The following is a 26,951-nucleotide window of genomic DNA, read 5'->3' on the forward strand; positions in this document are numbered from 1 at the left end:
ACGGCTCCTCCTTCCCCGCGGTCGCGTGGTGGGGGGTGGTTCTGGTCCTTGCGTTGCCCTTGATTGGGCCTCGGGGGGAACCCCGGCGCCGTTCTCAGGCCGCGCTCTCCGCGAGGTAGGGCGCCCACTGGGGGTCGCCGACGATGTGCGCGCCGATCAACCGCCAGTGGACGCCGCGTGGCACCACCGGGGCGACGCTGAGCGTCCACCCCAGTTCCTCCAGCATGCGATCGGCCTTGCGGTGGTTGCACGTCGTGCACGACGCGACGCAGTTCTCCCAGGTGTGGGGGCCACCTCGCGAGCGCGGGATGACATGGTCGATGGTCTCGGCCCGCTGGCCGCAGTAGGCGCATCGGTAGTCGTCCCGACGCATCAACGCGGTTCGGGTCAGCGGAATCCGCGACCGGTAGGGAATCCGAACATATCTTCGAAGCCTGATCACCGAAGGAACGTCGAGCGTGCGGCTCGCCGAGCGGAACACGGCGCCCCGCCCGTCACGGTGCACGACGTCCGCCTTCTCCCTGAGCACGAGCACGACGGCCCGGTGCAGGGACAGGGTGGTCAGGGGTTCGTAGGTGGCGTTCAAGAGCAGGACCTGGCGCATCAGCGGGCCTCTCCCGCCGCAGGACGTGTCAGTTGAGGGGGCACGCCACCGCGTGCCCCGGCTGGCGGCCCCTCCTGGGGCCCGGGCGCTTCCGTCACGAGGACCTCCGCCGGACGGCCCAGCGGATGCTCACCACGGCACCGTCCTTCACCAAGTTTGGCTTCTGCGTCGCGGTTCCCGCCACCCATAAATGACTGGAGAGAAACCTGATACGTTTTATGCCCGCATTACTAGTTCTTAACTCCTCCTGCCGCAGATCAGATACGCCCGTCGCGCAATGCCCGCGTTCTGCCCTGCCGAGGTCGTAGGGTTCCTGCCATGACGCGACAGCCATATCCTCCAGCCAGCCGTGTTGAGCTCGTCGAGGAGCTCCACGGAGTGCCTGTTTCCGACCCCTACCGCTGGCTGGAGGATTCGGACGATCCGGCGACGAAGGACTGGCTGGTGGGGCAGGAGAGGCTGCTGGAGACCGAGCTGGACATCCTCCCCGGGCGCGAGGGTTTCAAGGCGCGGATCACGGAGCTGCTCAGGTCCGGTTCGGTCGGCGCGCCGACGTGGCGCGGGGAGCGGCGGTTCTTCATGAGGCGCACCCCGGAGCAGGAGCACGCCGTGCTCTACACCGTCGATCCCGGCGGCACCGAGCGGGCGCTGCTCGACCCGATGGCGCTCGACTCGACCGGGCTGACCACCCTCGACTCCTGGCAGCCCGACAAGGAGGGCCGCCTGCTCGCCTACCAGGTCTCGGTGGGCGGCGACGAGGAGTCGAGCCTCTACCTGATGGACGTCGCGTTCGGCGACCGCATCGAGGGACCGATCGACCGGTGCCGCTACTCCCCCGTGGCGTGGCTGCCCGGCGGCGAGGCCTTCTACTACGTGCGCAGACTGCCCGCCACCGAGGTGCCCGAGGGGGAGGAGCAGTTCCACCGCCGGGTCTACCTGCACAGGGTCGGCACCTCCACCGAGGAGGATGTCCTGATCTTCGGTGAGGGCCTGGAGAAGACCAACTACTACGGCGTGGCGGTCTCCCGCGACGGCCGCTGGCTGCAGATCTCCGCCTCCCGCGGCACGGCGCCGCGCAACGACCTGTGGGTGGCCGACCTGGAGGCCTCCTCCCCCTCCTCCCCCGACCTGGTCGTCGTCCAGCAGGACGTCGACGCCCAGACGGCCCTGCACTTCGGCCGCGACGGCCGCCTGTACGTCTTCACGGACCGCGACGCCCCGCGTGCCCGTGTCTGCGTGACCGACCCGTCCGACCCTCGGTTCGAGAACTGGCGTGACCTCATCCCGCAGGACCCCGAGGCCGTGCTGACGGACTTCGCGATCCTCGACGAGCTCGACCGGCCGGTCATGCTCGTCGGCTGGACCCGCCACGCGATCAGCGAGATCTCGGTACACGACCTGGCCACCGGTGAGCGCGTCGGAGATGTGCCGACGCCCGGCCTGGGCACCATCGGCGGCATCAGCGAGCGCCCGGAGGGCGGTCACGAGGCGTGGTTCGGCTACACCGACAACACCACGCCGCCGAGCATCCAGCGCTACGACGCCCGCACCGGCGAGACGACGCTCTGGGCGGCCTCCCCCGGTGCCGTCGAGGTGCCCGCCGTCAACACCGAGCAGGTGACCTACCGCTCCGCCGACGGCAGCGAGGTCCACATGCTGGTGATCTCCCGCCCCGGCACCGAGGGCCCGCGCCCCACGGTCCTGTACGGCTACGGCGGTTTCGGGCTCTCGATGACCCCCGGCTACTCGGCGTCCATCCTGAGCTGGGTCGAGGCGGGCGGCACGTACGCCATCGCCCAGCTGCGCGGCGGCGGCGAGCAGGGCGAGGAGTGGCACCGGGCCGGGATGCTCTCCCACAAGCAGAACGTCTTCGACGACCTGCACGCGGCGGCCGAGTACCTGATCGCCACCGGCGTGACCACGTCCTCGCAACTGGCCATCTCCGGCGGCTCGAACGGCGGCCTCCTGGTCGGCGCGGCCCTGACCCAGCGCCCGGAGCTGTACGCCGCGGTGGTCTGCTCGGCGCCGCTGCTCGACATGATCCGCTACGAGCTGTTCGGCCTGGGCGCGACGTGGAACGTCGAGTACGGCTCCGCCGAGAAGCCCGACGAGTTCGCCTGGCTGCACTCCTACTCCCCCTACCACCATGTGCGCGAGGGGGAGTGCTACCCGGCGACGTTGTTCACGGTCTTCCAGTCCGACACCCGGGTCCATCCGCTGCACGCCTGGAAGATGTGCGCGGCCCTGCAGCACGCCCAGGCCTGTGACCGGCCGATCCTGCTCCGCAACGAGATCGAGGCCGGCCACGGGGCCCGTTCGGTGAGCAAGACCATCGAGCTCGCCGCCGACCAGCTGACCTTCCTCGCCTACCACACCGGGCTGACCTCCTGAAAAGCGGAGAGGGCACCTCCTGGGGCGTCCTCTCCCAGCACGGCCGCGACGCCGGATTGTCGTGGGCGGCGGTTATGGTCGGGGGGTGGACGACGCAGCGGTGGCCGAGGGCCTGACCTTCGTCGAGGGCGAGCCCGGCGCCTTCCTTCGGTCGTACGTCACGCACCTGTCGGCCTACACCGAGCGTTACGCCGAGCCCGTGCCCCGGCGGCAACCACCGTTCGCCGGTGTCGTGATGATCTTCGGTTTCGGCGCGCCGCTCGCGCTGAGCGGGCCGCGGGGAGGCCGGCGGCTGGCGTCGTTCGCGGGCGGCCTGCACGACACCTACGTCGACACCACCACGGCCGGAACCGCCGAGGGGGTGCAGGTCAACCTCACACCGCTCGGGGCCAGACGGCTGCTCGGGGTGCCCATGCGGGAGCTGACCAACCGGGTGGTGTCGCTGGAGGAGGTGCTCGGGCCGTGGGCCACGACCACGGTCGAGCGGTTGGCACAGGCTTCCGGCCGGGCCGCCCGGCTCGCACTGCTGGACGAGGCGCTCAGCGAGCGGATCGACTCCGCGCCGGTCCCCGACCGCCGCGTCGGCTGGGCGTGGAGCCGCCTGGTCGCCACCCGTGGCGCGGTGTCCGTGGCCTCGATGGCCGCCGAGCTGGGGTGGAGCCACCGGCATCTGGTCTCCCGCTTCCACGACCAGGTCGGGCTGGCGCCGAAGGCCGCGGCCAGGGTGCTGCGCTTCGAGCACGCCACCGGCCGGCTGAGGTCCGGCATGTCCCTGGCCGACACCGCGGCCGTCTGCGGCTACTACGACCAGGCCCACATGAACCGCGACTTCAGGGCCATGGCCGGGGTCACCCCCCGCGAGCTGGCCGCGCCGCCGCGCACCCCCGGATGATCAGGTCAGATTTTTCCAAGCCCGGCCCCTCCCGCCGGTGACATCGTGGTGGTCACCGAACAGGAGGAGGAAACATGCGAACCGTGTATCCGCTGGTCCGCTACCACGACCCCGCCAAGGCCGTCGACTGGCTGGTCCAGGCATTCGGATTCGAGGTTCACGAGCTCGTCACGGCCGACGACGGGGGCGTCGGCCATGGTGAGCTGATCGTCGGCACCGGAATGATCATGACTGGTAGGGGCGAGCCCGGCGGCCCGGGGATCTACATCGCCGTGGACGACCCCGACGCCCACCACGACAGGGCCGTCGCGGCCGGAGCCGAGGTCGCCAGCGGGCTGGCCGACAAGGACTACGGCTCGCGCGATTACGCCTGCAAGGACCCGGAGGGCAACCTCTGGTACTTCGGGACGTACCGGCCCTGACTCCGCGGCGTCCCTGGTCAGGACCCGGGGCGGGGATGGCCCAGGACGTCGCGCGCCGCCGCCACGGCGGCCTGGCCGAAGCTGATGCCGCCGTCGTTGGGGGGTACGGCGCGGTGGGTCAGGACCCGGAAGCCGCCGAGCCCGAGGGCGCCGGCGAGGCGGTCAAGCAACAGGCGGTTCTGGAAGACCCCGCCGGACAGGGCGACCGTGCCGATCCCGGTGCTCTCGCGGATCCTGGCGCACGCCGCGGCGGTGACGGCGGCGAGCCCGTTGTGGAAGCGGGCGGAGACGAGCGCCGGGACCACCCCGGCGCGGGTCTCCTCGACGACCGCACGGACCAGATCCGCGACCTGGATCGTCACGAGCGACCCCTCGTCGAGGATCCGCGCCGGGTAGGCGCCGCCCTCGGCGGGGTCGGCCCGCTGCTCCAGGGCGATCGCGGCCTGTCCCTCGTATCCGGCGGTGTCGCGGAGCCCGAGGATCGCCGCCACCGCGTCGAACAGGCGGCCTGCGCTGGAGGTGAGCGGGGAGTTCGTCCCCGCTCTGGCCACGGCGAGCACCTCGTCCCAGCGTGTGCCGTGGCGCGTCCTGACCGGCAGGTCCTCGGGGAGCGCGGCACCGTACGCCGCGTCCAGGTGGGCGGCCGCCATCCGCCAGGGCTGCCTGATGGCCGCGGTACCGCCGGGCATCGGCACCGGCGCCAGGCGGCCGGCACGGGTGAAGCCGACGAGGTCGGCCACCAGGAGCTCACCACCCCAGATCGTGCCGTCGGTGCCGTAACCGAGACCGTCGAAGGCCACCCCGATGACCGGGCCGCTCTCGGCGTTGTCGGCCAGGCAGGAGGCGATGTGCGCGTGGTGGTGCTGCACCCCGGTCAGGTCCACCGACTCCAGATCGAGGGCGTACTTGGTGGACAGGTACTCGGGATGGAGGTCGTGCGCGACGAGACCGGGGGTGATGCCGAGCAGGCGCCCGAGGTGTTCGATCCCCTCGGTGAAGGAGCGCAGCGTCTCGTAGTTCTCCAGGTCGCCCATGTGCTGGGAGACGAAGGCGTACCCCCGCCTCGCGAGGCAGAACGTGCTCTTCAGCTCGGCACCGCAGGCGAGCACGGGCCGCCGGGCGGGCGGTGAGAGCCGCAGTGGCTCCGGGGCGTATCCCCGGGACCTGCGCAGCGGTAGCACCCGCCCTCGCGCGACGAGGACCACGGAGTCGTCGGCACGGATGTGGATCGGCCGGTCGTGGGTCAGGAAGGCGTCCGCGATCCCGGCGAGCCTGACGAGCGCGTCGCCGTCGCGGTGGGCGATGGGCTCATCGGAAAGGTTCCCGCTGGTGAGCACGTACGGCCGGGTGAACTCGGCGGCGAGCAGATGGTGCACCGGCGTGTACGGCAGCATGAGGCCGAGGGTGCGGTCGCCCGGCGCCACGGCTCCGGCCGGCGCGGCGCCGGAGCGGCGGGGCAGCAGCACGATCGGACGCCGCGGGCCGGTGAGCAGCCGCTCGCTCTCGTCGTCCAGTTCGCAGAGCGCGTGGGCGGCGCGCAGGTCGGGAACCATGATCGCGAACGGTCTGTCCTCGCGGCGCTTGCGAGCGCGGAGGGTCCTGGCGGCCTCCTCGTCCGCCGCGTCGACCGCCAGGTGGTACCCGCCGAGCCCCTTGACCGCCAGGACGCCGCCCGCCCGCAACACCTCCGCCGCCGCCACGATCGGATCGTCACCGCCGCCGTGGGGAGCGCCGCCGTCCAGCAGGCGCAGGACCGGGCCGCAGGCCGGGCAGCAGATCGGCTGGGCGTGGAACCTGCGGTCCGACGGGTCGAGATACTCCCTCTCGCACTCCCCGCACATGGCGAATCCGGCCATCGTGGTGGCGGGCCGGTCGTAGGGGAGGTCCCGGATGATGGTGAACCTCGGCCCGCAGTTGGTGCAGTTGACGAAAGGGTGGCGGTATCGCCGGTCGGCGGGGTCGAACAGCTCGCCCAGGCAGTCATCACATGTCGCGATATCAGGTGAGATAAGAGTGACCCGCTGATCTCCGTCCCGGCTGGCCGCGATGCGGAATCCGCGCTCTCCACGCGCCGGTATCGCGGTGGCCGTCATGCGGTGGATCACCGCCAGCGGCGGGGCCTGACCTCGCAGGTCCTCCTGGAACCGCGCGACGTCGCCGGGCACCCCCTCGGCCTCGATGAAAACGCCGTGGCCGTCGTTGCCCACCCATCCCGACAGCTCCAGCCGCCGGGCCAGGGAGTGGACATGGGGGCGGAAGCCCACCCCCTGCACGATCCCCTCGACCCTGATCCTGACGCGGACCCGCGCCCGCCCCGTGCCCATCCCGCCATCCTTCCCGCGCCCGGCGGGAACGCCTCAGGGCTCGCATGATCTGGACGGGAAGGTTACGTCGATGATCAGAGCTTTGCCGTTGATTGTCGAGCCAAGGGTGTCGGCCCTGAAACGGCCAACCGTAACGTAGCGACTACCGTGAAAAATACGGAGCGTTGACATGCCTGTCACACCGAGTACCCAAGCACCGTCCGCCGTCACCCCGGTCACGGAGGCGGAGGTCATCGCGGCCTTCGCGCGGCGGGAGCACGCCGGGCGCGCCCTGGCTGGAGACGTGGAGCGCATCGCACGTGCCGCCCGGGCCATGGCCGCCAGGTTCCACCTCGGCGGCAAGCTGATCGTTTTCGGCGACGGCGGCGCGGGCTCGGACGCGGCACACGTCGCGGTCGAGTTCATGCACCCGGTCATCGTGGGCAAGAGGGCGCTCGCGGCGGTGGCACTGAGCAACGACGCGACGACGGCCGGCCGGGACGGCGAGGGCGGCGGGGACGCCGCCGAGGTCTTCGCCCACCAGGTGCGCCACTGGGCGGACGCCTCCGACATGGCCCTGGGAATCTCCCGTGACGACCGGTGCGTGAGCGTCCCGCGAGGCTTGCGGACCGCTGGGGAACTGGGCCTGCTGACCATCGCCCTGACCGGCGGCGCAGGCCGTGAGGACGGGCACGGAGGCGAGGTGGCCGACCACGTCCTGGTCGCCGCGTCCGACGACCCTGCCGTGGTCAAGGAGGTCCACGTCACCGCCTACCACCTGCTGTGGGAGCTGGTCCATGTGTTCTTCGACCGGCTCGGCCCACCCGCGCAAGGGGCGTCCAGGTGAACGGGCCCGAGGACTGTACCGCCGGTGTCTGCATCACCTGCTCCGACCAGGCACTGCCGGTGCGGGTGGTCAGGCTGCTGGAGGGGGAGCTGGCGATCGTCGACGCCGGCGGGGTCCTCGAAGAGGTGAGCGTGGCACTGATCGACCCGGCGGTGGGCGACACCGTCCTCGTACACGCCAGGGAGGCCATCGCCGTGATCGCGCACGGGAACGAAGGGCGGGGGGACGACGATGAGCACGCTTGACGGAACGCCCGCGGAGGGCACCCGAGGGCTGTACCCCTTCCTCGACGAGTACGAGCACGAGCACGAGCACGCGGACCAGATTCCGGACACGGCGGAGGCGGAGACCGAGGCCAGGCGGTCGGCGGTGGAGAAGACCGGCGAGATCGTGCGGCTGCGCCGGTGGGTGGGTGCGGAGTCGGCGGCGGAGCTGGCGGCGTGCGCCGGGGAGATGGCGGCGAGGTTCGCCTCCGGCGGCCGGCTGTTCAGCTTCGGCAACGGCGGGAGCAGCACCGACGCCCAGGAGGTCGCCGCCGCCTTCCTGCACCCCCACCGCGGCCCGGCCCTGCCCGCGCTCTCCCTGACCGGTGACGTCGCCGTGGTCACCGCGCTCTCCAACGACGTCGGGTTCGAGGTGGTCTTCTCCAGGCAGCTCGCGGCGCTTGGCCGGCCTGGGGACATCGCCGTCGGCCTGTCCACGAGTGGCGGCTCCGCCAACGTCGTCCGGGCGTTCGAGGAGGCGGCCCGCCGGGACATGCTCACCGTCGGGCTGGCCGGCGGAGGGGGCGGCAGGCTGACCGAACTGTCCGAGCTGGGCGTTCTGGCCCACCTGTTCGTCGTCCCCTCCTCCTCGGTGCACCGGATCCAGGAGGCACAGACCACCCTCTACCACGTCCTGTGGGAGCTCACCCAGCACGCGCTCGGACCGGCACCGATCCCGCGGGCGCACGACCCCGGCTGAGAGCCGGCGTTCCCCCTCCCCCTTCACGTTCCACAGAAGACATCCACCAGGAGTGGGGAGACGTCATGGCAGCGCCGACAGACGCGGCAAGTAGCAGCTCTCCGGAGCAGCAGGAACCGACCGTCCACATACTGTGGATCAACGCCGGGATGAGTTGCGACGGTGACTCCGTCGCGCTCACCGCGGCGACGCAGCCGAGCATCGAGGAGATCGTGCTCGGCGCGCTTCCCGGGCTTCCCAAGGTGGCCGTGCACTGGCCTCTGATCGACTTCGAGTCCGGGCCGATGCAGGGCGCGGACGTCTTCATCGAGTGGTTCTTCAAGGCCTACCGCGGCGAACTGGATCCGTTCGTGCTGGTCGTCGAGGGCTCGATCCCGAACGAGGCGATCAAGCAGGAGGGTTACTGGTGCGGTTTCGGCAACAACCCCGACACCGGCCAGCCCATGACGACCAGCGAGTGGCTGGACCGGCTCGCCCCCAAGGCGACCGCGATCGTGTGCGCGGGCACCTGCTCGGCGTACGGCGGCATCCACGCGATGGCCGGGAACCCGACGGGGGCGATGGGCGTCGCCGACTACCTGGGCTGGGACTGGAGGTCCAAGGCGGGCCTGCCGATCGTCAACGTGCCCGGCTGCCCGATCCAGCCGGACAACCTCTCCGAGACGCTCCTCTACCTGCTCTACCAGGTCGCCGGGCAGGCGCCGATGATCCCGCTGGACGAGGCGCTGCGGCCGACGTGGCTGTTCGGCCAGACCGTCCACGAGGGCTGCGACCGCGGCGGCTACTACGAGCAGGGCCAGTTCGCCACCGAGTACGGCTCGCCGAAGTGCCTGGTGAAGATCGGCTGCTGGGGGCCGGTCGTCCGGTGCAACGTCCCCAAGCGCGGCTGGATGAACGGGATCGGCGGCTGCCCGAACGTGGGAGGCATCTGCATCGCCTGCACGATGCCGGGCTTCCCCGACAAGTTCATGCCGTTCATGGACGAGCCTCCCGGCGCCCTCATCTCCTCGACGGTGAGCGGCGCGTACGGGACGGTCATCCGGACCCTGCGCGGCATCACCTCCAAGACCGTCGAGAAGGAACCGAAATGGCGCCACAAGGGGCGCGAGCTGCTGACCGGCTACAAGGCGCCCTGGAGCTGACATGACGACATCGGAGCAGAACCCGGAACTCGTGGAGATGGCCTGGGACCCCATCACCAGGATCGTCGGGAGCCTCGGCATCTACTGCAAGATCGATTTCAAGAACCGGCAGGTCGCCGAGTGCTACAGCACCTCGTCGATCTTCCGCGGCTACAGCATCTTCATGAAGGGCAAGGACCCGCGCGACGCCCACTTCATCACCAGCCGCATCTGCGGGATCTGCGGCGACAACCACGCGACCTGCTCGGTCTACGCGCAGAACATGGCCTACGGGGTGCGGCCCCCGGCCCTGGGCGAGTGGATCGTCAACCTCGGCGAGGCCGCCGAGTACATGTTCGACCACAACATCTACCAGGAGAACCTGGTGGGGGTCGACTACTGCGAGAAGATGGTCCGCGAGACCAACCCCGGCGTGCTGGCGATGGCCGAGCGCACCGAGGCACCGCACGCGGGCGATCACGGTTACAAGACCATCGCCGACATCATGCGCTCGCTGAACCCGCTGGAGGGCGAGTTCTACCGCGAGGCGCTGGCGGTGAGCCGCACCACCCGGGAGATGTTCTGCCTCATGGAGGGCAGGCACGTACACCCCTCCACGCTCTACCCCGGCGGGGTCGGCACGGTCGCGACGGTGCAGTTGTTCACCGACTACCTGACCCGGCTGATGCGCTACGTGGAGTTCATGAAGCGGGTCGTGCCCATGCACGACGACCTGTTCGACTTCTTCTACCAGGCGCTGCCCGGCTACGAGGAGGTCGGCCGCAGGCGCGTGCTGCTGGGGTGCTGGGGAAGCTTCCAGGACCCCGCGCACTGCGACTACAACTACCTCAACATGAGCGACTGGGGTCGCGAGATGTTCGTCACGCCGGGGGTGATCGTCGACGGCAGGCTCGTCACCAACGACCTGGTCGACATCAACCTCGGCATCCGGATCCTGCTGGGCAGCTCCTACTACGACGACTGGCAGGGGCAGGAGCCGTTCGTCACCCACGACCCGCTGGGCAACCCGGTCGACATCCGGCACCCGTGGAACCAGCACACCATTCCGCACCCGCAGAAACGCGACTTCAGCGACAAGTACAGCTGGGTCATGTCGCCCCGCTGGTTCGACGGGGAGAACACGCTCGCGCTCGACACCGGCGGCGGGCCCATCGCCAGGCTCTGGTCGACGGCGCTGGCCGGCAAGGTCGACATCGGCTATGTCAGGTCCACCGGTCACAGCGTGGAGATCAACCTGCCGCGGACGGCGCTGAAACCGGAGAAGACCTTCGAGTGGAAGATCCCCGAGTACAAAGGCCAGCCGCTGTCCAACGCCCTGGAGCGCAACCGGGCCCGCACCTACTTCCAGGCCTACGCGGCGGCGTGCGCGCTGTACTTCGTCGAGCAGGGCCTGGCCGAGGTGCGCGCGGGCCGCACCCAGACCTGGGCGCCGTTCACGGTTCCCGACGAGACGATCAGCTGCGGCTTCACCGAGGCCGTGCGGGGCGTGCTGTCCCACCACATGGTGATCAGGGACGGGAAGATCGCCAACTACCACCCGTATCCACCGACCCCCTGGAACGCCAGCGTCCGCGACGTACACGGCACGCCGGGCCCCTACGAGGACGCGGTGCAGAACACACCGATCTTCGAGGAGAACCCGCCCGCGGACTTCAAGGGCATCGACATCATGCGCACCGTGCGGAGCTTCGATCCGTGCCTGCCGTGTGGGGTGCACATGTACCTCGGCGGCGGCGAGGAGCTCCGCAGGCTGCACACCCCGCACGCCTTCGACACCACCTGATCCAGCGGCCGCCGGGGGGCCGACCGTTCCCCGGCACCGGGAAGGGGGCCTGGGCAGATGCCGCAAGCCCATGACATCCGGGTGACCGGCGATCGCGTCGAGGCGCTGATCGCCGACCTCGGCACGCTGAGCGACGCCGTGACCCGCGCCAAGGCCGAGGACCTGGTACGGGCCCTTGTCGAGCTGTACGGCGCCGGTCTGGAGCGCGTCGTCGAGATCGTCACCGAGACCGAGGCGGCCGAGGTGCTGCGCCGCCTGGTCGGCGACCCGCTCGTGTCCGGCCTGCTGGTGCTGCACGACCTGCACCCGCTGAGCACGGCCGAGCGCGTTCGCGAGGCGCTGGACGGCGTACGGCCCTATCTGGGGTCGCACGAGGGCGGCGTGGAACTGCTCGGCGTGGGCGAGGACGGGATCGTGCGGCTCCGCCTGGAGGGCACCTGCCACGGCTGCCCGTCCTCGCGGCTCACCGTGACCGACGCCATCGAGCGGGCCATCGGCCAGGCCGCTCCCGAGGTGTCCGGGGTGGAGGTCGAGGGGGTGACCGACGACCGCTCGGAACTGTTGCAGATCCAGCGCCGCGCGCCCGGCCCGTGCCCGGTGCCGGAGCGGACGCCTGCGCCGGAACCGGTCTCGGGGCCGGTGTCGTGACGGCCACCGGGCTGCGCAGGTTCCGCGAGCCGCCCAGAAGGGGCGGTCCGCCGGTGCCGCTCTGCGAGCTGTGCGCGGAGCCTGCCGGCGAGGACCACGGCCACGTCGTGAACGTCGAGACCCGGGGACTGCTGTGCGCCTGCCGGGCCTGCCACCTGCTGTTCAGCCACGGCACGGGGGGCCGGGCACGCTACCGGGCCATCCCTCGACGCTACCTTCACGACCCGCGGTTCCCGCTGAGCTCGGCCGACTGGGACGAGATGCAGATCCCGGTCCGCACGGCGTTCTTCTTCCACAACTCCGTACTGGGCAGGACGGTCGCGTTCTACCCGAGCCCGGCGGGCGCCACCGAGTCGCTGCTGCCGCTGGAGACGTGGGAACGCGTCCTGACGGCCAACCCGGCGATGGCCGACATCCAGCCCGATGTGGAGGCGCTCCTGGTGGACCGCCGCCCCGACGGCGGCTTCGCCTGCCACCTGGTGCCGATCGACACCTGCTACGAGCTGGTCGGCCTGGTGCGGTTGCACTGGAAGGGCTTCGACGGCGGCCAGGAGGCGCGGCAGGCCATGGAGGGCTTCTTCGCCGACCTGCGCGGCCGCAGTCGCACCGTACCGCCCACGCCCGAGGCGTCCGGTACTTCCCGGCCAAGGGGCTGTGACGGCCGTGGCTGAGCTCGCGTTCGACTGCGTGGGCGTCCGGGCGGAGGCGTACGCCGCCTTCCCGACGCTCGTCTTCCGGCTGCGTGTCACCGACCCCTCCCCCGACGGGGTGCACACCATCGCGCTCCGCTGCCAGATCCGGGTGGAGCCGCATCTGAGGCGCTACGGCGATGCCGAGGCGGAGTTGCTCGGCGACCTGTTCGGTGACCCGGCCCGGTGGGGCGACACGCTGAAGCCCCTGCAGTTCGCCAACGTCTCGGTCATGGTCCCGGCGTTCACCGGAAGTACCGAGGTCGACCTGCCGGTGCCCTGCGGCTACGACCTGGAGGTGGCCGCGGGCAGGTACTTCGCCGCGCTGGACGAGGGCGAGATCCCGATGCTCATGCTCTTCAGCGGGACCGTGTTCGCCAGGACGCCGGGTGGCTTCTCGGTGAGCCAGGTGCCCTGGCACCACGAGGCCCGCTGCCGGCTGCCGGTGGTGGTGTGGCGGGAGCTCATGGACCGCTACTTCCCGGATTCCGGGTGGCTGCGGCTGCGGCGCGACACGCTTCGGGAACTCAGCCGCTTCAAGTCCACCCGCGCCCTGGCCACCTGGGACGAGACCCTGGAACTACTGCTCAAGGAGGCGCGACGATGAGCGTGCCGATGGACATCGCCCGGCGGGTGGCGGACGCGGTGCTGTACGAGGGTTACCTGCTCTATCCCTACCGCGCCTCGGCGGCCAAGAACCAGGTGCGCTGGCAGTTCGGGGTGCTCGTCCCGCCGGGGTTCACCGCGACCGCCGAGCACCCGGCCAGCGTGACCGAATGCCTCCTGGAGGGGGCCACATACGCCGTGGCGCACCTGAGCCTGCGCTTCCTCCACCTCAGAACGCGCAGCGTCGAGCGCGCCGAGGACGACGGCTACTGGCCGGTCCAGCAGCTGCGGAACGGCCAGCGGACCTACCTCAGCTTCGACGAGGCGACCGAGCGGGAGGTGGAGACGGTGCTCCCCATCGCCGGCCTGCTCGACGCCCCCGAGCGGGTGATCGAGGTACGGATTCCCGGGGACCGCGTGATCGAGCCGATCGTGGCATCGTCCGGAGAGGTCGTGGGGCGCGTCGTCTCCGAACACCTGCCGCTCCACGCCGAGCTCAGGGTCTCCGCCGAACTGGTGCCCGGCCCCTATGACCTGGTCAAGCTGCGCGCCCGGGTGGCGAACACCGACGACTGGAAACCGCTGGGCGCGCCACGCGAGCAGGCGCTGCGGCACTCGCTGATCTCGGCGCACCTGCTCATCGCGGTGACCGCCGGGGCCTTCGTCTCCCTGCTCGACCCGCCGGAATGGGCACGGCCGGCCGTGGAGACCTGCCGCAACGAGCACACCTGGCCCGTACTCGTGGGCGAGCCCGGTCACCGGGACGTGATGCTCTCCTCGCCGATCATCCTCTACGACCACCCGGACATCGCTCCGGAGAGCCCCGGCACCCTGTTCGACTCCACGGAGATCGACGAGATGCTCCACCTCCGCACGCTCACCCTCACCGACGAGGAGACGCGGGAGGCTCGGGCGACCGACCCCCGGGTGGCCGAGCTCATCGACATGGTCAGCGGCATGCCGCCCGAGCTGGTGGAGCGGCTGCACGGCGCGATCCGCTCGGTGGACGCGACCACGGACCCGCGGCCCGGCGAGCCTCCGCGGCAGGAGGGGGACTTCCAGAACCGGCCGGAGGTTCCCACGCCCTGGTGGGACCCCGCAGGCGATGCCACGGTCTCGCCGGAGACCGACAGCGTGACGGTCTGCGGGGTGGCCGTCTCCAGGGGCAGCAGGGTCCGGCTGGTTCCCGGCAGGCGGCGCGCCGACGCCCATGACATGTTCCTGGCCGGCAGGACCGCACGCGTCGAGGCGGTGCTCCTCGATCTCGACGGCGCCCACCACCTGGCCGTCACCCTCGACGAGGACCCGGGCGCCGACCTGCACCGATCACACGGCCGCTTCCTCTACTTCGCCCCCGACGAGGTCGAGCCGCTCCCGGACGACTCGCTCACCGGCGGCTCGGCCCTGGGCGGGCCGGCCTCGGGCGGGCCGGCCTCGGAGGGATCGCTCGACGGGGAGGCCGGCGCATGAGGATCCTGGTGGCCGGTGTGGGGAACGTCTTCCTCGGCGACGACGGCTTCGGGGTCGCGGTGGCCAGGCACCTGGCGGACATCGACCTGCCCGACGAGATCGAGCTGCGGGATTTCGGCATCCGGGGAATCCACCTGGCCTACGAGCTGACCGGCGGCGGGTACGACAGCACGATCCTCATCGACGCGGTATCCCGCGACGGCCCGCCCGGCACCCTGTACGTCCTCGAACCGGCGGCGGGCGAGAGGCCGGGCTCCTTCGCCGACGCGCACTCGATGACACCCGAGACCGTGCTGTCGCTGGTGAACACGCTCGGTGGCGGAGCAGGTCGCGTCCTGCTCGTCGGCTGCCAGCCCGCCGACACCTCGCCGGGCATGGAGCTCAGCGCGCCGGTCGCGGACGCCGTCGGCAGGGCGGCGGACCTGGTCGTCGAGCTGGCCGGGCAACAGATCGCGATGGCACTCGTCACCGCGGGTCACGAGGAGGAACGAACATGTTGAAACGCCTTCTGGCCGGGTCGGTGCTGGCGGGAGCGGCCGTACTGCTCTACCTGACACTTCCCGATATCAAGCGCTATCTGAGGATGCGCAGCATGTGACACATCCAGCCACTGGGACATCGAGCTCGAACGAGAGGGAACAGCCGTGCACGAATTCGGGATCGCCGAGGCGATCCTCACCGCTGTGGAGAAACGGGCGGACGGCAGGAGGGTGCGGCGGGCGCGAGTGCACGCGGGTGCCCTGCTCCGCGTCACCGAACCGGTGATCAACCAGGCGTTCTCCGCGATCGCCGACGGGTCCGTGGCCGAGGGCGCCCAGGTGGACCTGGTCATCGTCCCGGTGCGGATGACCTGCCGCTCCTGCGGGAGCACGTCCACCTCCGTCGACCCCTTCGCCGTCTGCGCGGGGTGCGGCGGCACCGATATCGACACCGAGGGCGGCGACGACCTCGTCCTCGAATCCATCCAGATGGCGGAGGCCGCTCATGTGCCTGGGAATTCCCGGGGAGATCGTGGAGATCCTGTCCGACCGTCCTGATCTGGCCATGGTCGACGTCAGCGGCGTCAAGCGCGCCATCAACATCGGCCTGTTGGAGGGCGAGTTCGTGGTACCCGGCGACTGGATCCTCATCCACGTCGGGTTCGCGCTGTCGAAGATCGACGAGGTGGAGGCCAGGGCCGCGCTCGACTTCCTGGAGAGCATCGGCCAGGCGTACGAGGACGAGATCGCGGCCCTCCGAGAATCCATGATCGAAGAAGGGTGAGGGTTGATGCGTTTCGTCGACGAGTACCGCGACGCGGAGAAGGCCCGGATGCTCGCCGCGCGGATCGCCGCACTCTGCGAGCCGGGCCGCGACTACAAGTTCATGGAGGTGTGCGGCGGGCACACCCACACGATCTACAAGCACGGCCTGGAGGACTACCTGCCCGAGGCCGTCACGCTGGTGCACGGCCCCGGCTGCCCGGTCTGCGTCATCCCCATGGGACGGATGGACGACGCCATCCACATCGCCGAGCAGCCAGACGTGATCATGACGTCGTTCGGCGACATGATGCGGGTACCCGGCGGGAACGGCTCCTTCCTCGACGCCAAGGCGCGGGGCGCCGACATCCGGCTGGTCTACTCCCCGCTGGACGCGCTGAAGATCGCCCGGCAGAACCCCGGCAGGCGCGTGGTCTTCATGGCCATCGGGTTCGAGACCACGGCGCCCTCGACGGCGATGACCGTCCTGCGCGCCGAAGCCGAGGGGATCGAGAACTTCTCGATCTTCTGCAACCACGTGACGATCATCCCCGCGATCAAGGCGATCCTGGACTCCCCCGACCTGCGTCTGGACGGGTTCATCGGCCCCGGCCACGTCTCCACCGTGATCGGCTGCCGGCCGTACGGGTTCATCTCGCGTGGCTACGGCAAGCCCTTGGTGGTGGCCGGTTTCGAGCCGCTGGACCTGTTGCACACGGTCTACCGCCTCCTCGCGCAACTGGCCGAGGGACGCTCCGAGGTGGAGAACCAGTACTCCCGGGTGGTCCCGTGGGACGGTAACCCCAAGGCTCTGCACGTCATCAACCAGGTGATGGAGCTGCGACCGTACTTTGAGTGGCGCGGGCTGGGGTTCATCTCCCAGTCGGCCCTCAGGGTCACCGAACGGTACGCCGCCTTCGACGCCGAGCGGATCTTCCAGATTCCCGGCGGGCGGGTGGCCGACCCGAAGGCGTGCCAGTGCGGCGAGGTGCTCAAGGGAGTGCTCAAGCCCTGGGAGTGCAAGGTGTTCGGCACCGCGTGCACCCCGGAGACACCGATCGGCACGTGCATGGTCTCGTCCGAGGGCGCCTGCGCGGCGTACTACAACTTCGGCCGGTTCTCGCGCGAGCGCGTCAGGGAGGCGACCCGGAGGTGAACGACGGGGAGGGGTACACCGGGGAGCAGCGGGTCCTGGACCGGACGAGAGAGGCGGGCGGCCCGGACACATCCGACCGGGAGCGGCAGGTCCTGGACCGGATCGAGCGGGTGCGGCGTCGCAAGGCGCGCGTCCGGGAGGACCGCATCACCCTGGCGCACGGCGCGGGCGGCAAGGCCACACACACCCTGATCGAGGCGGTGTTCCTGGAATCGTTCCGCAACCCGATGCTGGAGCCCCTGGAGGACGGCGCGGTCGCCGACGGGCTCGCCTTCACCACCGACTCGTTCGTGGTGACGCCGCTGTTCTTCCCCGGGGGCGACATCGGCGACCTCGCGGTGAACGGCACGGTCAACGACCTGGCCATGTGCGGGGCCCGCCCCCGCTACCTGTCGGCCGGATTCATCCTGGAAGAGGGCTTCCCCGTCGCCGACCTGCGGCGCATCACCGCCTCGATGGCCCAGGCGGCGCGGGCGGCGGGTGTGTGGATCGTCACCGGCGACACCAAGGTCGTGCAGCGGGGCAAGGCCGACGGCTGCTACGTGACCACCTCCGGCATCGGGACGCTGGAGCGGCCCATCCGGCTGAGCGCCGCCGCCGCGCGGCCGGGTGACGCGGTCATCGTGTCCGGGCCGATCGGCGAGCACGGGATCACCGTCATGCTGGCCCGGGGAGAGCTCGACATCGAAGCCGACCTGCGCTCCGACACCGCACCGCTCAACGCCCTCACCGACCTGCTGCTGGACGCCTGCGAGGGCGGCGCGGTGCGGTGCCTGCGCGACGCGACCCGCGGCGGGGTGGCGACGATCGTCAACGAGATAGCCGGTGCCTCGCAGGTCGCCGTCGTGCTCGACGAGGAGGCCGTACCGGTCCGCCCGGCGGTGCGAGGGGCGTGCGAGTTGCTGGGGATCGACCCGCTCTACGTCGCCTGCGAGGGCCGGATGGTCACGGTGGTGGCCGGGGAGTTCGCCGACGCGGCACTGGCCGCCCTCCGCTCCCACCCGCTCGGCTCCGAGGCGGCGATCATCGGACGGATCAACGACGACCCGCCGGGGCTGGTCCTGCTGAGGACCTCCTTCGGGGGCACCCGGATCGTCGACCTGCTGGTCGGCGACCCGCTACCGAGAATCTGCTGAGCACCAGCGAATCCATGAGGTTTCACGACATGAGCAAGAAAAACAAACCCGAACACCCGAGCGGGCAGGACAAGGACACGTCGAGGGAGCGCGGCCGCTCCCCCGGCGTGAGCCACGCGAGCGAGGAGGTGGTGCGATCCGGCAACCTGGCCTTCGGACACCCGCCGGGCGACAGGGGACCCGGGCGCGTGGTCTCCGACGAGGAACGCGAGGGCGTCCCCGCCACCGACACCGAGGCCCGGTCCGCCCGCGGTGCCGGCGCCGGCGAGCAGCGCGGCGCCGAGGAGATCGCCGCCCGCAAAGGCGAGAAGGGCCGCGAGAAGGTCGGCACCGGCAAGAAGGGACGCCCCTACGGTGTCTCCCATCCCGAGGACGCCACCGGGGTCAACCCCCGGAAACCCGGGCCGTGACTCCTCCGCTCCCCGCTGGGAGCGACGGCCGAGCCCTGGCCGTTTCGAACCCGGAAACCACGGCAGGAGGCGATTCGCCTGCCGGGTAAACCCGGCAGTCCCCTCGCTCGCGCGTGCTCTGGCCGGGCCGGCCGTCGACCCGGCGAGGGCTCGCGGTCACCGCGCTAGCGGGGGAAGACGATCGTCTTGTGGCCGTCGAGCAGGACGCGCTGCTCGGTGTGCCAGCGGACGGCGCGGGCCAGGGCCTGGCACTCGACGTCACGGCCGATGGCGGCGAGGTCGTCCGCGGAGTGGGTGTGGTTGACCCGGGCGACCTCCTGCTCGATGATCGGCCCTTCGTCGAGGTCGGCGGTCACGTAGTGCGCGGTCGCGCCAATCAGCTTCACGCCGCGGGAGTGCGCCTGGTGGTAGGGCTTGGCGCCCTTGAACGACGGCAGGAACGAGTGGTGGATATTGATCACGTTGCCCGCGAGCTTGACGCAGAGGTCCTCGGAGAGCACCTGCATGTAGCGGGCGAGCACCACGAGGTCGGCCCGGTAGTGATCGACGAGGGTCAGCACCTCCGCCTCCTGCCTGGCCTTGGTCTCGGGAGTGACCGGCAGGTGGTGGTAGTCGATGCCGTACGACTGGGTCAGCGGCCGCAGATCCGGATGGTTGGAGACGACCGCGACGATCTCGATGTCGAGCAGGCCCGAACGCGTCCGGTAGAGCAGGTCGTTCAGGCAGTGGCCGAACTTGCTGACCATCACCAGCACGCGCGGCTTGACGGACGCCTCCCGCAGCTTGAAATCCATGCCGAACTCGGGGGCGAGCGCCGCGAAGGCCTCGCGCAGTTCCCCGTCGGGCAGCGGAGAGGCGAACTGCACCCGCATGAAGAACCGCTCGGTCACGGCATCACCGAACTGCTGGCTCTCGATGATGTTGCAGCCCCGTCCGGCCAGGAGACCGGAGACCGCCGCCACCACGCCAGGACGGTCCGGGCAGGACAGCGTCAACACAAACTCGGCCCTGGAACTCATGCCTTCACCCTTGAGCTGGAGAGGTCGGATCGTAAGGTACTTCCACCTGACCTGGGCAGAGTACAGCGAATCCCGGCGCCACACCCAGTCGCTCGGCACGCGGCGAGCCAGGAGGTACGGAGAGCCGCCCGGCCCCGGATCCGGCGGTGATAGCGTCCCTGACCTATGAACGCCCCTCAGCCGAACGACCGCCCCGCCGCCCGGGTGATCTGTGTGGACTCCTTGGGCCGGGTGCTTCTCATGCACTGGCGTGACACCGTCAGCGGCCAGAGCCTGTGGGAGCCGCCAGGCGGCGGCATTGACCCGGGCGAGACCCCCCTTGACGCGGCACGGCGGGAGCTGACGGAGGAGACGGGCCTGCCCGGCGAGGCGGTCATGGACCACTGGGTGCCGGTACGTCGCGATTTCCACTGGCTCGGCGTCCACTACGCCAAGACCGAACGGTTCTACCTGGCCAGGTTCGAGAGCACTCCCGAGGTGGGCCCGGGGTCGTTCAGCGCCGAAGAGAACACCACCTACCTGGGCTCCGGCTGGTTCTCAACGGAGGAGATGGCCGACCTGCCCGACCGCCTGGAGCCCCCGGACCTGCCGGAGGTCGTCTCCCGCGTCACCCGACTGGGGTGAGCCGGCCATCGAGCACGCCCGGGAATCCCGTGCGGCACGGCCCTCGATCTCGAAGATCGAGGGCCGCGGTCGTCGGGGAACGATTCTTCCGAGCGGGGAGAATCTCACCCCTTGTGGATGGCGCCGGCAATGCCACCGAGCCTGGACACGCCAAATTTGTGAACAATGATCTTTTTCATCGCACTCACCCGAGGACGGCGATAGCCACGAAGAACAAGTATTCGGATATTTCCGAAATTGGCAATGCCAAATAACAAATTGGTCTAAATTCGAGTCACTGCATTAGTGTGGACATAGCGACTATCAGCTCTTTTTCTCCATAAACCACCACAGACCCCCCTCGCTCTTCCCTGCGGATCTCGCGCCACCCGAACTTGCGATAGAGCTCCATCGCCGCGGGCTGGCTCAGAGTGGTATCCCCACGGAGCCTTACGTAGCCGAGCTCAATCGCCCGCGTCTCCAGTGCGACGACCATCTGGGCACCGAACCCGCGACGCTGGAACTCCGGATGAACCCGCATGCGGCACATCTCGGCGGTCTGATCGTCAACACGACGGAGCCCGCCCATCGTGACGATACGCCCGTCAGGCGTCTCACCCACGAGGAACTCTCCCCGATCCGCGAGGTAGATCTCGTGGATCCTGGGGAAGTCGTCCTCGTAGTAGACGCCGTCTCCCGGCGCGAGACCGACCTGGGCGAGGCATATCTGGTGGAGCGCCCAGACGGATTCGATGTCGGACCAGCGATAACGCCGAAGCCTCGGCCTCAACTGCCACCCCCGTCGGCCACCGCGTCGTCCGTCCACGCGCTGCGACCGCGCAGCGATTCCAGGTAGACCTTGAGCTTGGGATGCCCGGGAGCCTTCACCTCGGCCTGCCTGCCCACCTCGTGGGCGCGCTGCATGAGGATGTCGGGCCTGCACGCCTCGTCGAGACCCGAGATCGTACTCTGGGCGATCTCCAGCGCCTCGTCCACATCGCCCTCAAGGATCTTGCACTGGGCACGGTCGAACTTGATGAAGGTCGGGTCGAGCCAGTCGGTCGGGCCGTACTTGGTGAGCGCCTGTTCCAGGATGAGGTCGGCCTCCATCGCCTGCCCGAGCTTGACCAGCGCGTCTCCCTGGTGAAAGTAGAGCTGGCGCTCGGTGTAACCGAAGGTCGCGTCGTCCTGGTCCGCGGCGGTCATCTGGGAGAAGGCCGCCCTGGCCCGGGACAGCGCCCGCTTCGCCTGGTCGACCACGTCCTTCTTGCCCGCACCCGACATCATCGCCAGTGCACGGGCCTCGACCACCGGGGCCATGGCCTGGGCCGCGCAGGGCGTCTGCCCTGCCAGGTCCCGGCTCTTCTTCGCGAGGTTGAGCGCCTCACGCGGGTCACCGTAGTAGAGCGGGACCAGAGCCTCCCTGGCCGTGACCCACGCCCGCAGCGCGCGGTCGCCGGTCTCGTCCGCGGCGGTCCTGCCGGTCCTGAAGAAGGATCGGGCGAGCCTGTGGTCGCCGAGATTGACCATGATCATGCCGCTCAGGCCGGCCAGCTGGGCCGCCATGCGGCACAACCGTTCCTGCAGGTCGACCGGCTGGCGCCGTTCCATGGCCTTGCGCACCGCGCTGAACTCCAGCATCACGTCGCACAGCAGCCTGAGCGGGGGAGTGTTCATGTACTGGCGGCCGAAGCCGATGGTGGATTCCTCCCACTGGTCGAGCATCGCGGGCGAGACGGTGGCCGAAACCAGCGTGTCGTCCATCCTTCTGCGGATGCTCTCCACCGATCCAAGCACCTGTCCGTCCAGCACGATGCCGCTGCCGGCCAGGAGTTGTAAGAGTGTCCTCCGTAACACGTTCTCGTCCTCCTCGCCCCCGTCCGCGGAAAGGTCCAAACCGATCGGCTGGATCAACAGCTCGCGCGGATCAGGGGATGTGTCGGGTCTTCCGTCCTGGAGATCGCCTCGGACGACACCGGGCATCCTGTGGCCGTGGCCGCAGATGCACGGGCCGTCGTACCCGAGGGAGGCCGGCTCGACTCGGTAGGCGGAGCACAGGTAGTGCAGATACTCGGGACCGGGCCGCTTCAGCCCGCTCTCGTACGCGGACAGGAGCGTCTCACCGATGCCGGGGGCCGACTTGCCGTCGCGTTCGAACAGCGCCCGTATCTGTTCGATGACGTCCGCGAGGGCGACACCATGTGCCAGGCGGTGACCTTTAACCCGTGTAGTCCCGAATTGTGAATTGCATTTCTCGTAGATTTCCTCGGCTATCTGCGCCGAGGACTTCCCGACGGCCAGGCCACGGGCCCGGACCTGCCGCGCTAGTTCTGTCTCCCTGTGCTGCCTGCCGGACATACCGGCCCCTCTCTCGTGACCAGCTGGGCTGGCTGGCACATTTAGTCCCGACCGGTCCTCTCTCTCCCTTGACACACTGTGATCTCTTCGTCGCACTGTGCCTACCGAGAATGATGGACCACGTTTGACTCATCCGGAACGCGCTAATAAAGCCATCGGCTAAGAATCGTCCTCCGGCGGACTGTTTCTTTCAACCTACTTGGCACAACGCCCACCCTGAACTGGGTTTTCCCTGAATTGACCCACAGGGCCGCCGTGAGTCATCTTTGGCGGGCAGCACCGAAGGCGTGATCGAGCGAACACGATTCGGTGCCGGCAAACCGAAACCACGAGGAGGGGCGAGGTGGGTGAAGACGATTTCCGGCACCTGGAACGACTGGTGACGGAGCTTGACTGCCGCGGGCTGCACGCCCGTGTGGTGCGGACCCACTCCGGTCGTGCGTTCGTGCGTGTGATCAACCCGAAGGCGACCAGCCTCGCGGAGAACGTCACCTGCCGAGCACACGCCACCCCCAACCACCGGGATTGGTACTACTGGTGGTCCTGGGGTGAACGGATGCACACGGTGGAAGACCCAGCCGGTGCCGCGACCAAGGTCGCACGCGTACTCGCCGCGGTAGGGGAATGAGGTGAGCGGTGCGGAGGGCTTCACCCGCCCGATGCGCCGTACCTACCACGGCCCGGCGGAGCCGACGGGATGACCGGTGCGGAGCGTCCTCGGACGCTGGTCACCCCGTCGGCTCCGAATCGTCGGACCGGCCGGACCGGTCCGCACGAACCGGATCAGCGGACCGCCCGGCCGTGCCGCGCTCCATGAGGGACCGCCGGCCGGGCAGGCGCGGACTCCCAACGGTGAAACCGCGGAGGCTCTCGCGAGCCGAAGCCCACGAACTGCCGTAAGGCAAAGGCTGCCGCCTGGTCTCTCGTCCGGGCGGTGACCGGAGGGATCCCCCTCGGGAACGGCACGGGACACGCTTCCGGGTGCGTGTCCCGTCCGGGCCGCCCGTCACCGGGGCATCCGGGTCCGCCTCCGCGGCCCCAGATCCGGATGTCCCCGTCTTCCCCGGCGTAATGTGACGGAGGCCGGTTCGATCGGCAATATGGGTAGGTCGCATGACTCGCCCATCTGACTCGTCGATCCGATCCGAGAGGGATCCACTCCGTGTTCCTGCTTTCCCCCACGCCCGTCCCCAGCCCCACCCCCAGCTTGACTCCCAGCATGACCCCCGGCGTCACCTCGACCCCCGACCCCGGAGTCGTGGTTGAGGAGCTTCTCGACATGAGCGCAGGTCTGACAAAGGGATGCGGGGACGGCGGAGGAGTGATCTGCGACTTCGTGCAGATGATCATCCCCGTGAGCTGGGCGGCTCCCGCGATCGCAGGCATGATCGCCATCGCGCTGGTCGTGGTCATCGCGTTGCTTCTGCGCAACGTGGCGCACCGGCTGATCAGCCGGGTGGTGCGGAAGGCCTCCTCCGAGCGCGCGTCCCTGGCGGGGCGGCTGCGCGGCAGGGAGGCGGTGACCCCGGAGGGCCTCGACGCGATCGTGGCCGAGCGGCGCAGACAGCGGGCCGAGACCATCGGTTCCGTGCTCAAGCCGGTCGCCTCGATCATCATCCTGGGCACCGCCGCGCTGACCGTCCTGGAGCGGCTCTCCGTCCCCATCGCCCCCCTGCTGACCAGCGTGGGCATTCTGGGCGTGGCGGTCGGCTTCGGCGCCCAGGAACTCGTCAAGGACTTCATCGCGGGCATGTTCATGCTTTTGGAGGACCAGTACGGCGTGGGCGACGTGATCGACACGGGCACCGCGATCGGCACCGTGGAGGCCGTCACCCTGCGCATCACCCGCCTGCGCGACAGCGACGGCCGGGTCTGGTACATCCGTAACGGCACCATCACCCGCGTCGGCAACGAGTCCCAGGGTTGGTCCCGCGCCACCGTCGACGTGCCCGTGGCCTACGCCTCCGACATCCCCGCGGTCCGCGACCTGCTCAAGCAGGTCGCGGACGAGATATGGACCGACCTCGCCTTCCGCGACTCCATCATCGTCGAGGAGCCGCAGGTCTGGGGTATCGAGCAGATCTCCGACACCGCCGTCATCTTCAGGATCAGTGTCAAGACCATCCCCTCCCGGCAGGCGGAGGTCGCCCGCGAGCTCCGTATCCGGGTCAAGTCCGCCCTCGACCGAGCCGAAATCCCGATCGCCGGCTGACGTCAATTAGGCTGGAGGCGTGTCCGTTACCCCCGGGGAATCCCAGTCCTTCTACGACGCCGTCGGCGGTGAAGAGACCTTCAGGCGTCTCGTGCACCACTTCTACCAGGGAGTGGCGGCCGATCCGGTGCTACGGCCGCTTTATCCCGAAGATGATCTCGACGGGGCCGAAGAGCGGCTGCGCCTGTTCCTCATCCAGTACTGGGGCGGTCCCAGCACCTACAGCGCGCAGCGGGGCCACCCGCGCCTGCGGATGCGGCACAACCCGTTCGTCATCCGCTCGGTCGAGCACGACGCCTGGCTCAGGCACATGCACGACGCGGTGCTCTCCCTGAAGCTCCCCGAGGACCTGGAGAAACGTCTCTGGGACTATCTCGTGTACGCGGCGAGCAGCATGATCAACGCCCCTGACGCATAAACATCGTCAAGCGGGGGCAGTCCAAAGCACATGGAATCCCCCTGGTGGCGTGATGCCGTCGTCTACGAGATCTACGTTCGCAGCTTCGCCGACGCCTCCGGAGACGGCGTCGGCGATCTGCCCGGCATCCGGCAGCGCCTGCCGTACCTCGCAGAACTCGGTGTGGACGCGATCTGGCTGACCCCCTTCTACCGCTCCCCCATGGCCGACGGCGGCTACGACGTGGCCGACTACCGTGACGTCGACCCCCTCTTCGGCACGCTCGCCGACTTCGACGAGCTCGTCGCCGAGGCGCATCGGCTCGGTCTCCGGGTGATCGTGGACATCGTCCCGAATCACAGCTCCTCGGCTCACGAGTGGTTCCAGGCCGCGCTGCGCGGTGAGGGACGCGATCGCTACATCTTCCGTGACGGCGGTGATCTGCCTCCCAACAACTGGCAGTCGACCTTCAGCGGCCCGGCCTGGACCAGGACCCCCGAGGGACAGTGGTACCTGCACCTTTTCGCCGCGGAACAACCTGACTTCAACTGGCGCAACCCCGAGGTGCACGCCGAGTTCCTCGACGTGCTGCGGTTCTGGCTCGACCGGGGGGTGGACGGGTTCAGGATCGACGTGGCGATGGGCCTGTACAAGGCCGAGGACCTGCCGGACACCCCGCCGCAGGATCAGGCGTTCAAGGCCGAGTCGCCGATCTGGGGACGACCCGAGGTGCACGAGGTCTACCGCGCCTGGCGCAAGGTGCTCGACTCCTACGACGGCGAGCGGGTGGCGGTCGGCGAGGTCTGGACCGACTCCGTCGAGGATCTCGCGCTCTACCTCCGCCCCGACGAGCTCCACCAGAGCTTCAACTTCGCCTGGCTGGAGGCCCCCTGGTCCGGACCCGCGTTCAAGAAGATCATCGATGACACACTGGCCGCGGTGACCGCTCCCACCTGGGTGCTCTCCAACCACGACGTGGTCCGCCATGTGACCCGGTACGGCGACGGCCTGACCAACTCCACCACGGGCCTGGCCCGCGCCCGCGCGGCGCTGCTCGCCATGCTCGCCCTACCGGGCTCCGCATATCTCTACCAGGGGGAGGAACTGGGCCTCCCCGAGGTGAAGAATCTTCCTCCACAGGCCCGTCAGGACCCCATCTTCGCCCGTTCCAAGGGAGAGCTGCCCGGCCGCGACGGCTGCCGGGTTCCCCTCCCCTGGTCCGGCATGGCCGAACCGTACGGCTTCTCGCCCGATGGAACACGGTCCTGGCTGCCCCAGCCCGTCGAGTGGGCCGTGCTCTCCGCCGAGCGCCAGTCGAGCGACCCCGGCTCAACGCTGAGCTTCTACCAGGAGGTCCTGCGGGTCCGCCGCGGCCTCCGCGGCACGTTGCCCGAAGAGATCATCTGGCAGGAGAGCGCCGAGGACGCCCTCATCTTCAACCGGGGTTCCCTGATCTGCGCCGTCAACTGCGGTTCCCAACCGGTGCGACTGCCCCCGCACGACCGCGTCCTGATCGGCAGCGCCCCGGTGGAGGGCCACCTGCTCCTGCCGGACAGCGCGGTCTGGCTGTACGCCCCCGAGGTCTGACGGCTTTCGGCGGGGGGGGGGGGGCCGGGCACCGCCCGCCGGTCCGGGGGGGGGTGTGCGGGGGCGGCCACG

At 69.7% G+C, this 26,951-nt stretch carries 28 protein-coding genes; 23 read left to right on the forward strand and 5 right to left on the reverse strand.

Going from position 1 to position 26,951, the window contains the following annotated elements; translation table 11 throughout:
- Positions 1-94 precede the first annotated feature (94 nt).
- Positions 95-604: an HNH endonuclease gene (locus tag ABZU75_RS33845; RefSeq protein ID WP_030917850.1), complete on the reverse strand. Its 510-nt coding sequence runs from the start codon at positions 602-604 to the stop codon at positions 95-97.
- A gap of 318 nt (positions 605-922) precedes the next feature.
- Here ABZU75_RS33845 and ABZU75_RS33850 point away from each other — a divergent pair, with 318 nt between their 5' ends.
- The 3 genes from ABZU75_RS33850 (at position 923) to ABZU75_RS33860 (ending at position 4,309) form a co-directional block, all read left to right on the forward strand.
- A complete protein-coding gene (locus tag ABZU75_RS33850; protein ID WP_355563250.1) occupies positions 923-2,995 on the forward strand; it encodes a prolyl oligopeptidase family serine peptidase in 2,073 nt (690 codons plus the stop codon).
- 85 nt (positions 2,996-3,080) lie between these two features.
- On the forward strand, positions 3,081-3,887 hold the full coding sequence (locus ABZU75_RS33855) for a helix-turn-helix domain-containing protein (protein WP_355563253.1): 807 nt from the start codon (positions 3,081-3,083) through the stop codon (positions 3,885-3,887).
- 74 nt (positions 3,888-3,961) lie between these two features.
- Positions 3,962-4,309 carry a VOC family protein gene (locus tag ABZU75_RS33860; protein ID WP_355563256.1) on the forward strand — a complete coding sequence of 116 codons (348 nt, stop codon included), beginning with the start codon at positions 3,962-3,964 and terminating at the stop codon, positions 4,307-4,309.
- A 17-nt stretch (positions 4,310-4,326) separates the two neighbouring features.
- On the opposite strand, the gene hypF is transcribed toward ABZU75_RS33860, so the two are convergent.
- Positions 4,327-6,633, reverse strand: a complete 2,307-nt coding sequence (hypF, locus tag ABZU75_RS33865) for a carbamoyltransferase HypF (protein ID WP_355563259.1) — start codon at positions 6,631-6,633, stop codon at positions 4,327-4,329.
- A gap of 169 nt (positions 6,634-6,802) precedes the next feature.
- On the opposite strand from hypF, the gene ABZU75_RS33870 reads away from it, so the two are divergent.
- The 15 genes from ABZU75_RS33870 to ABZU75_RS33940 all read left to right on the forward strand — a co-directional run bounded on the left by ABZU75_RS33870 (position 6,803) and on the right by ABZU75_RS33940 (position 18,703).
- Positions 6,803-7,459: an SIS domain-containing protein gene (locus ABZU75_RS33870; protein ID WP_355563262.1), complete on the forward strand. Its 657-nt coding sequence runs from the start codon at positions 6,803-6,805 to the stop codon at positions 7,457-7,459.
- The gene (locus ABZU75_RS33875; protein ID WP_355563265.1) at positions 7,456-7,704 is read left to right on the forward strand and encodes a HypC/HybG/HupF family hydrogenase formation chaperone; all 249 of its coding nucleotides are present in this window, start codon (positions 7,456-7,458) and stop codon (positions 7,702-7,704) included. The genes ABZU75_RS33870 and ABZU75_RS33875 overlap by 4 nt, the downstream gene beginning before the upstream one ends.
- Positions 7,691-8,422, forward strand: a complete 732-nt coding sequence (locus ABZU75_RS33880) for an SIS domain-containing protein (protein WP_355563267.1) — start codon at positions 7,691-7,693, stop codon at positions 8,420-8,422. The genes ABZU75_RS33875 and ABZU75_RS33880 overlap by 14 nt, the downstream gene beginning before the upstream one ends.
- Before the next feature lie 65 nt (positions 8,423-8,487).
- The gene (locus ABZU75_RS33885) at positions 8,488-9,564 is read left to right on the forward strand and encodes a hydrogenase expression protein HypE (protein WP_350921599.1); all 1,077 of its coding nucleotides are present in this window, start codon (positions 8,488-8,490) and stop codon (positions 9,562-9,564) included.
- A gap of 1 nt (position 9,565) precedes the next feature.
- A complete protein-coding gene (locus ABZU75_RS33890; RefSeq protein WP_355563271.1) occupies positions 9,566-11,347 on the forward strand; it encodes a nickel-dependent hydrogenase large subunit in 1,782 nt (593 codons plus the stop codon).
- Between the two features lie 57 nt (positions 11,348-11,404).
- Complete coding sequence (locus ABZU75_RS33895) at positions 11,405-11,995, forward strand: NifU family protein (RefSeq protein ID WP_355563274.1); 591 nt, start codon at positions 11,405-11,407, stop codon at positions 11,993-11,995.
- Positions 11,992-12,666, forward strand: coding sequence for a DUF5947 family protein (locus ABZU75_RS33900; protein WP_355563277.1), 675 nt, complete (start codon positions 11,992-11,994; stop codon positions 12,664-12,666). The genes ABZU75_RS33895 and ABZU75_RS33900 overlap by 4 nt, the downstream gene beginning before the upstream one ends.
- On the forward strand, positions 12,659-13,291 hold the full coding sequence (locus ABZU75_RS33905) for a DUF6084 family protein (protein WP_355563280.1): 633 nt from the start codon (positions 12,659-12,661) through the stop codon (positions 13,289-13,291). The genes ABZU75_RS33900 and ABZU75_RS33905 overlap by 8 nt, the downstream gene beginning before the upstream one ends.
- On the forward strand, positions 13,288-14,760 hold the full coding sequence (locus ABZU75_RS33910; RefSeq protein WP_355563283.1) for a hypothetical protein: 1,473 nt from the start codon (positions 13,288-13,290) through the stop codon (positions 14,758-14,760). Before ABZU75_RS33905 ends, ABZU75_RS33910 begins: the two co-directional genes overlap by 4 nt.
- Positions 14,757-15,260 (forward strand): hydrogenase maturation protease, encoded by a 504-nt coding sequence (locus ABZU75_RS33915; protein WP_355563286.1) that lies wholly within the window; start codon positions 14,757-14,759, stop codon positions 15,258-15,260. The genes ABZU75_RS33910 and ABZU75_RS33915 overlap by 4 nt, the downstream gene beginning before the upstream one ends.
- Positions 15,261-15,404: 144 nt before the next feature.
- Positions 15,405-15,797, forward strand: a complete 393-nt coding sequence (locus ABZU75_RS33920) for a hydrogenase maturation nickel metallochaperone HypA (RefSeq protein ID WP_355563289.1) — start codon at positions 15,405-15,407, stop codon at positions 15,795-15,797.
- Positions 15,772-16,023 (forward strand): HypC/HybG/HupF family hydrogenase formation chaperone, encoded by a 252-nt coding sequence (locus ABZU75_RS33925; RefSeq protein ID WP_350921581.1) that lies wholly within the window; start codon positions 15,772-15,774, stop codon positions 16,021-16,023. The genes ABZU75_RS33920 and ABZU75_RS33925 overlap by 26 nt, the downstream gene beginning before the upstream one ends.
- 6 nt (positions 16,024-16,029) lie before the next feature.
- Positions 16,030-17,157 (forward strand): hydrogenase formation protein HypD, encoded by a 1,128-nt coding sequence (gene hypD, locus ABZU75_RS33930; RefSeq protein ID WP_350921578.1) that lies wholly within the window; start codon positions 16,030-16,032, stop codon positions 17,155-17,157.
- The gene (gene hypE / locus ABZU75_RS33935) at positions 17,154-18,293 is read left to right on the forward strand and encodes a hydrogenase expression/formation protein HypE (RefSeq protein ID WP_355563294.1); all 1,140 of its coding nucleotides are present in this window, start codon (positions 17,154-17,156) and stop codon (positions 18,291-18,293) included. The genes hypD and hypE overlap by 4 nt, the downstream gene beginning before the upstream one ends.
- 29 nt (positions 18,294-18,322) lie before the next feature.
- Entirely contained in the window at positions 18,323-18,703 is a 381-nt protein-coding gene (locus ABZU75_RS33940) for a hypothetical protein (RefSeq protein ID WP_355563297.1), read from the forward strand.
- Positions 18,704-18,867: 164 nt separating this feature from the next.
- Here ABZU75_RS33940 and purU read toward each other — a convergent pair whose 3' ends face one another.
- A complete protein-coding gene (purU, locus tag ABZU75_RS33945; protein WP_343983517.1) occupies positions 18,868-19,722 on the reverse strand; it encodes a formyltetrahydrofolate deformylase in 855 nt (284 codons plus the stop codon).
- A 165-nt stretch (positions 19,723-19,887) separates the two neighbouring features.
- On the opposite strand from purU, the gene ABZU75_RS33950 reads away from it, so the two are divergent.
- Positions 19,888-20,346 carry an NUDIX domain-containing protein gene (locus ABZU75_RS33950; RefSeq protein ID WP_355563301.1) on the forward strand — a complete coding sequence of 153 codons (459 nt, stop codon included), beginning with the start codon at positions 19,888-19,890 and terminating at the stop codon, positions 20,344-20,346.
- Positions 20,347-20,620: 274 nt separating this feature from the next.
- On the opposite strand, the gene ABZU75_RS33955 is transcribed toward ABZU75_RS33950, so the two are convergent.
- Positions 20,621-21,115, reverse strand: a complete 495-nt coding sequence (locus ABZU75_RS33955; protein WP_350921566.1) for a GNAT family N-acetyltransferase — start codon at positions 21,113-21,115, stop codon at positions 20,621-20,623.
- The gene (locus ABZU75_RS33960; RefSeq protein WP_355563305.1) at positions 21,112-22,683 is read right to left on the reverse strand and encodes an XRE family transcriptional regulator; all 1,572 of its coding nucleotides are present in this window, start codon (positions 22,681-22,683) and stop codon (positions 21,112-21,114) included. The genes ABZU75_RS33955 and ABZU75_RS33960 overlap by 4 nt, the downstream gene beginning before the upstream one ends.
- 343 nt (positions 22,684-23,026) lie before the next feature.
- On the opposite strand from ABZU75_RS33960, the gene ABZU75_RS33965 reads away from it, so the two are divergent.
- The 4 genes from ABZU75_RS33965 (at position 23,027) to ABZU75_RS33980 (ending at position 26,879) form a co-directional block, all read left to right on the forward strand.
- Complete coding sequence (locus ABZU75_RS33965) at positions 23,027-23,311, forward strand: hypothetical protein (RefSeq protein WP_355563308.1); 285 nt, start codon at positions 23,027-23,029, stop codon at positions 23,309-23,311.
- A gap of 534 nt (positions 23,312-23,845) precedes the next feature.
- Positions 23,846-24,895 carry a mechanosensitive ion channel family protein gene (locus tag ABZU75_RS33970; protein WP_355563310.1) on the forward strand — a complete coding sequence of 350 codons (1,050 nt, stop codon included), beginning with the start codon at positions 23,846-23,848 and terminating at the stop codon, positions 24,893-24,895.
- 19 nt (positions 24,896-24,914) lie between these two features.
- Positions 24,915-25,313: a globin gene (locus tag ABZU75_RS33975; protein ID WP_030917961.1), complete on the forward strand. Its 399-nt coding sequence runs from the start codon at positions 24,915-24,917 to the stop codon at positions 25,311-25,313.
- A 30-nt stretch (positions 25,314-25,343) separates the two neighbouring features.
- Positions 25,344-26,879 (forward strand): glycoside hydrolase family 13 protein, encoded by a 1,536-nt coding sequence (locus ABZU75_RS33980; protein ID WP_355563314.1) that lies wholly within the window; start codon positions 25,344-25,346, stop codon positions 26,877-26,879.
- The last annotated feature ends 72 nt before the right edge of the window (positions 26,880-26,951 follow it).

Source organism: Streptosporangium sp. NPDC005286 (genome assembly GCF_040607515.1).
In the GTDB taxonomy this organism is placed as follows: Bacteria; Actinomycetota; Actinomycetes; order Streptosporangiales; family Streptosporangiaceae; genus Streptosporangium.

Coding starts and splice junctions, on each gene's coding strand:
- ABZU75_RS33850 (WP_355563250.1), top strand. CDS start 923: ATGACGCGACAGCCATATCCTCCAGCCAGCCGTGTTGAGCTCGTCGAG.
- ABZU75_RS33915 (WP_355563286.1), top strand. CDS start 14,757: ATGAGGATCCTGGTGGCCGGTGTGGGGAACGTCTTCCTCGGCGACGAC.
- ABZU75_RS33860 (WP_355563256.1), top strand. CDS start 3,962: ATGCGAACCGTGTATCCGCTGGTCCGCTACCACGACCCCGCCAAGGCC.
- ABZU75_RS33895 (WP_355563274.1), top strand. CDS start 11,405: ATGCCGCAAGCCCATGACATCCGGGTGACCGGCGATCGCGTCGAGGCG.
- ABZU75_RS33950 (WP_355563301.1), top strand. CDS start 19,888: ATGAACGCCCCTCAGCCGAACGACCGCCCCGCCGCCCGGGTGATCTGT.
- ABZU75_RS33880 (WP_355563267.1), top strand. CDS start 7,691: ATGAGCACGCTTGACGGAACGCCCGCGGAGGGCACCCGAGGGCTGTAC.
- ABZU75_RS33885 (WP_350921599.1), top strand. CDS start 8,488: ATGGCAGCGCCGACAGACGCGGCAAGTAGCAGCTCTCCGGAGCAGCAG.
- ABZU75_RS33940 (WP_355563297.1), top strand. CDS start 18,323: ATGAGCAAGAAAAACAAACCCGAACACCCGAGCGGGCAGGACAAGGAC.
- ABZU75_RS33980 (WP_355563314.1), top strand. CDS start 25,344: ATGGAATCCCCCTGGTGGCGTGATGCCGTCGTCTACGAGATCTACGTT.
- hypD (WP_350921578.1), top strand. CDS start 16,030: ATGCGTTTCGTCGACGAGTACCGCGACGCGGAGAAGGCCCGGATGCTC.
- hypF (WP_355563259.1), bottom strand. CDS start 6,633: ATGGGCACGGGGCGGGCGCGGGTCCGCGTCAGGATCAGGGTCGAGGGG.
- purU (WP_343983517.1), bottom strand. CDS start 19,722: ATGAGTTCCAGGGCCGAGTTTGTGTTGACGCTGTCCTGCCCGGACCGT.
- ABZU75_RS33960 (WP_355563305.1), bottom strand. CDS start 22,683: ATGTCCGGCAGGCAGCACAGGGAGACAGAACTAGCGCGGCAGGTCCGG.
- ABZU75_RS33910 (WP_355563283.1), top strand. CDS start 13,288: ATGAGCGTGCCGATGGACATCGCCCGGCGGGTGGCGGACGCGGTGCTG.
- ABZU75_RS33890 (WP_355563271.1), top strand. CDS start 9,566: ATGACGACATCGGAGCAGAACCCGGAACTCGTGGAGATGGCCTGGGAC.
- ABZU75_RS33870 (WP_355563262.1), top strand. CDS start 6,803: ATGCCTGTCACACCGAGTACCCAAGCACCGTCCGCCGTCACCCCGGTC.
- ABZU75_RS33845 (WP_030917850.1), bottom strand. CDS start 604: ATGCGCCAGGTCCTGCTCTTGAACGCCACCTACGAACCCCTGACCACC.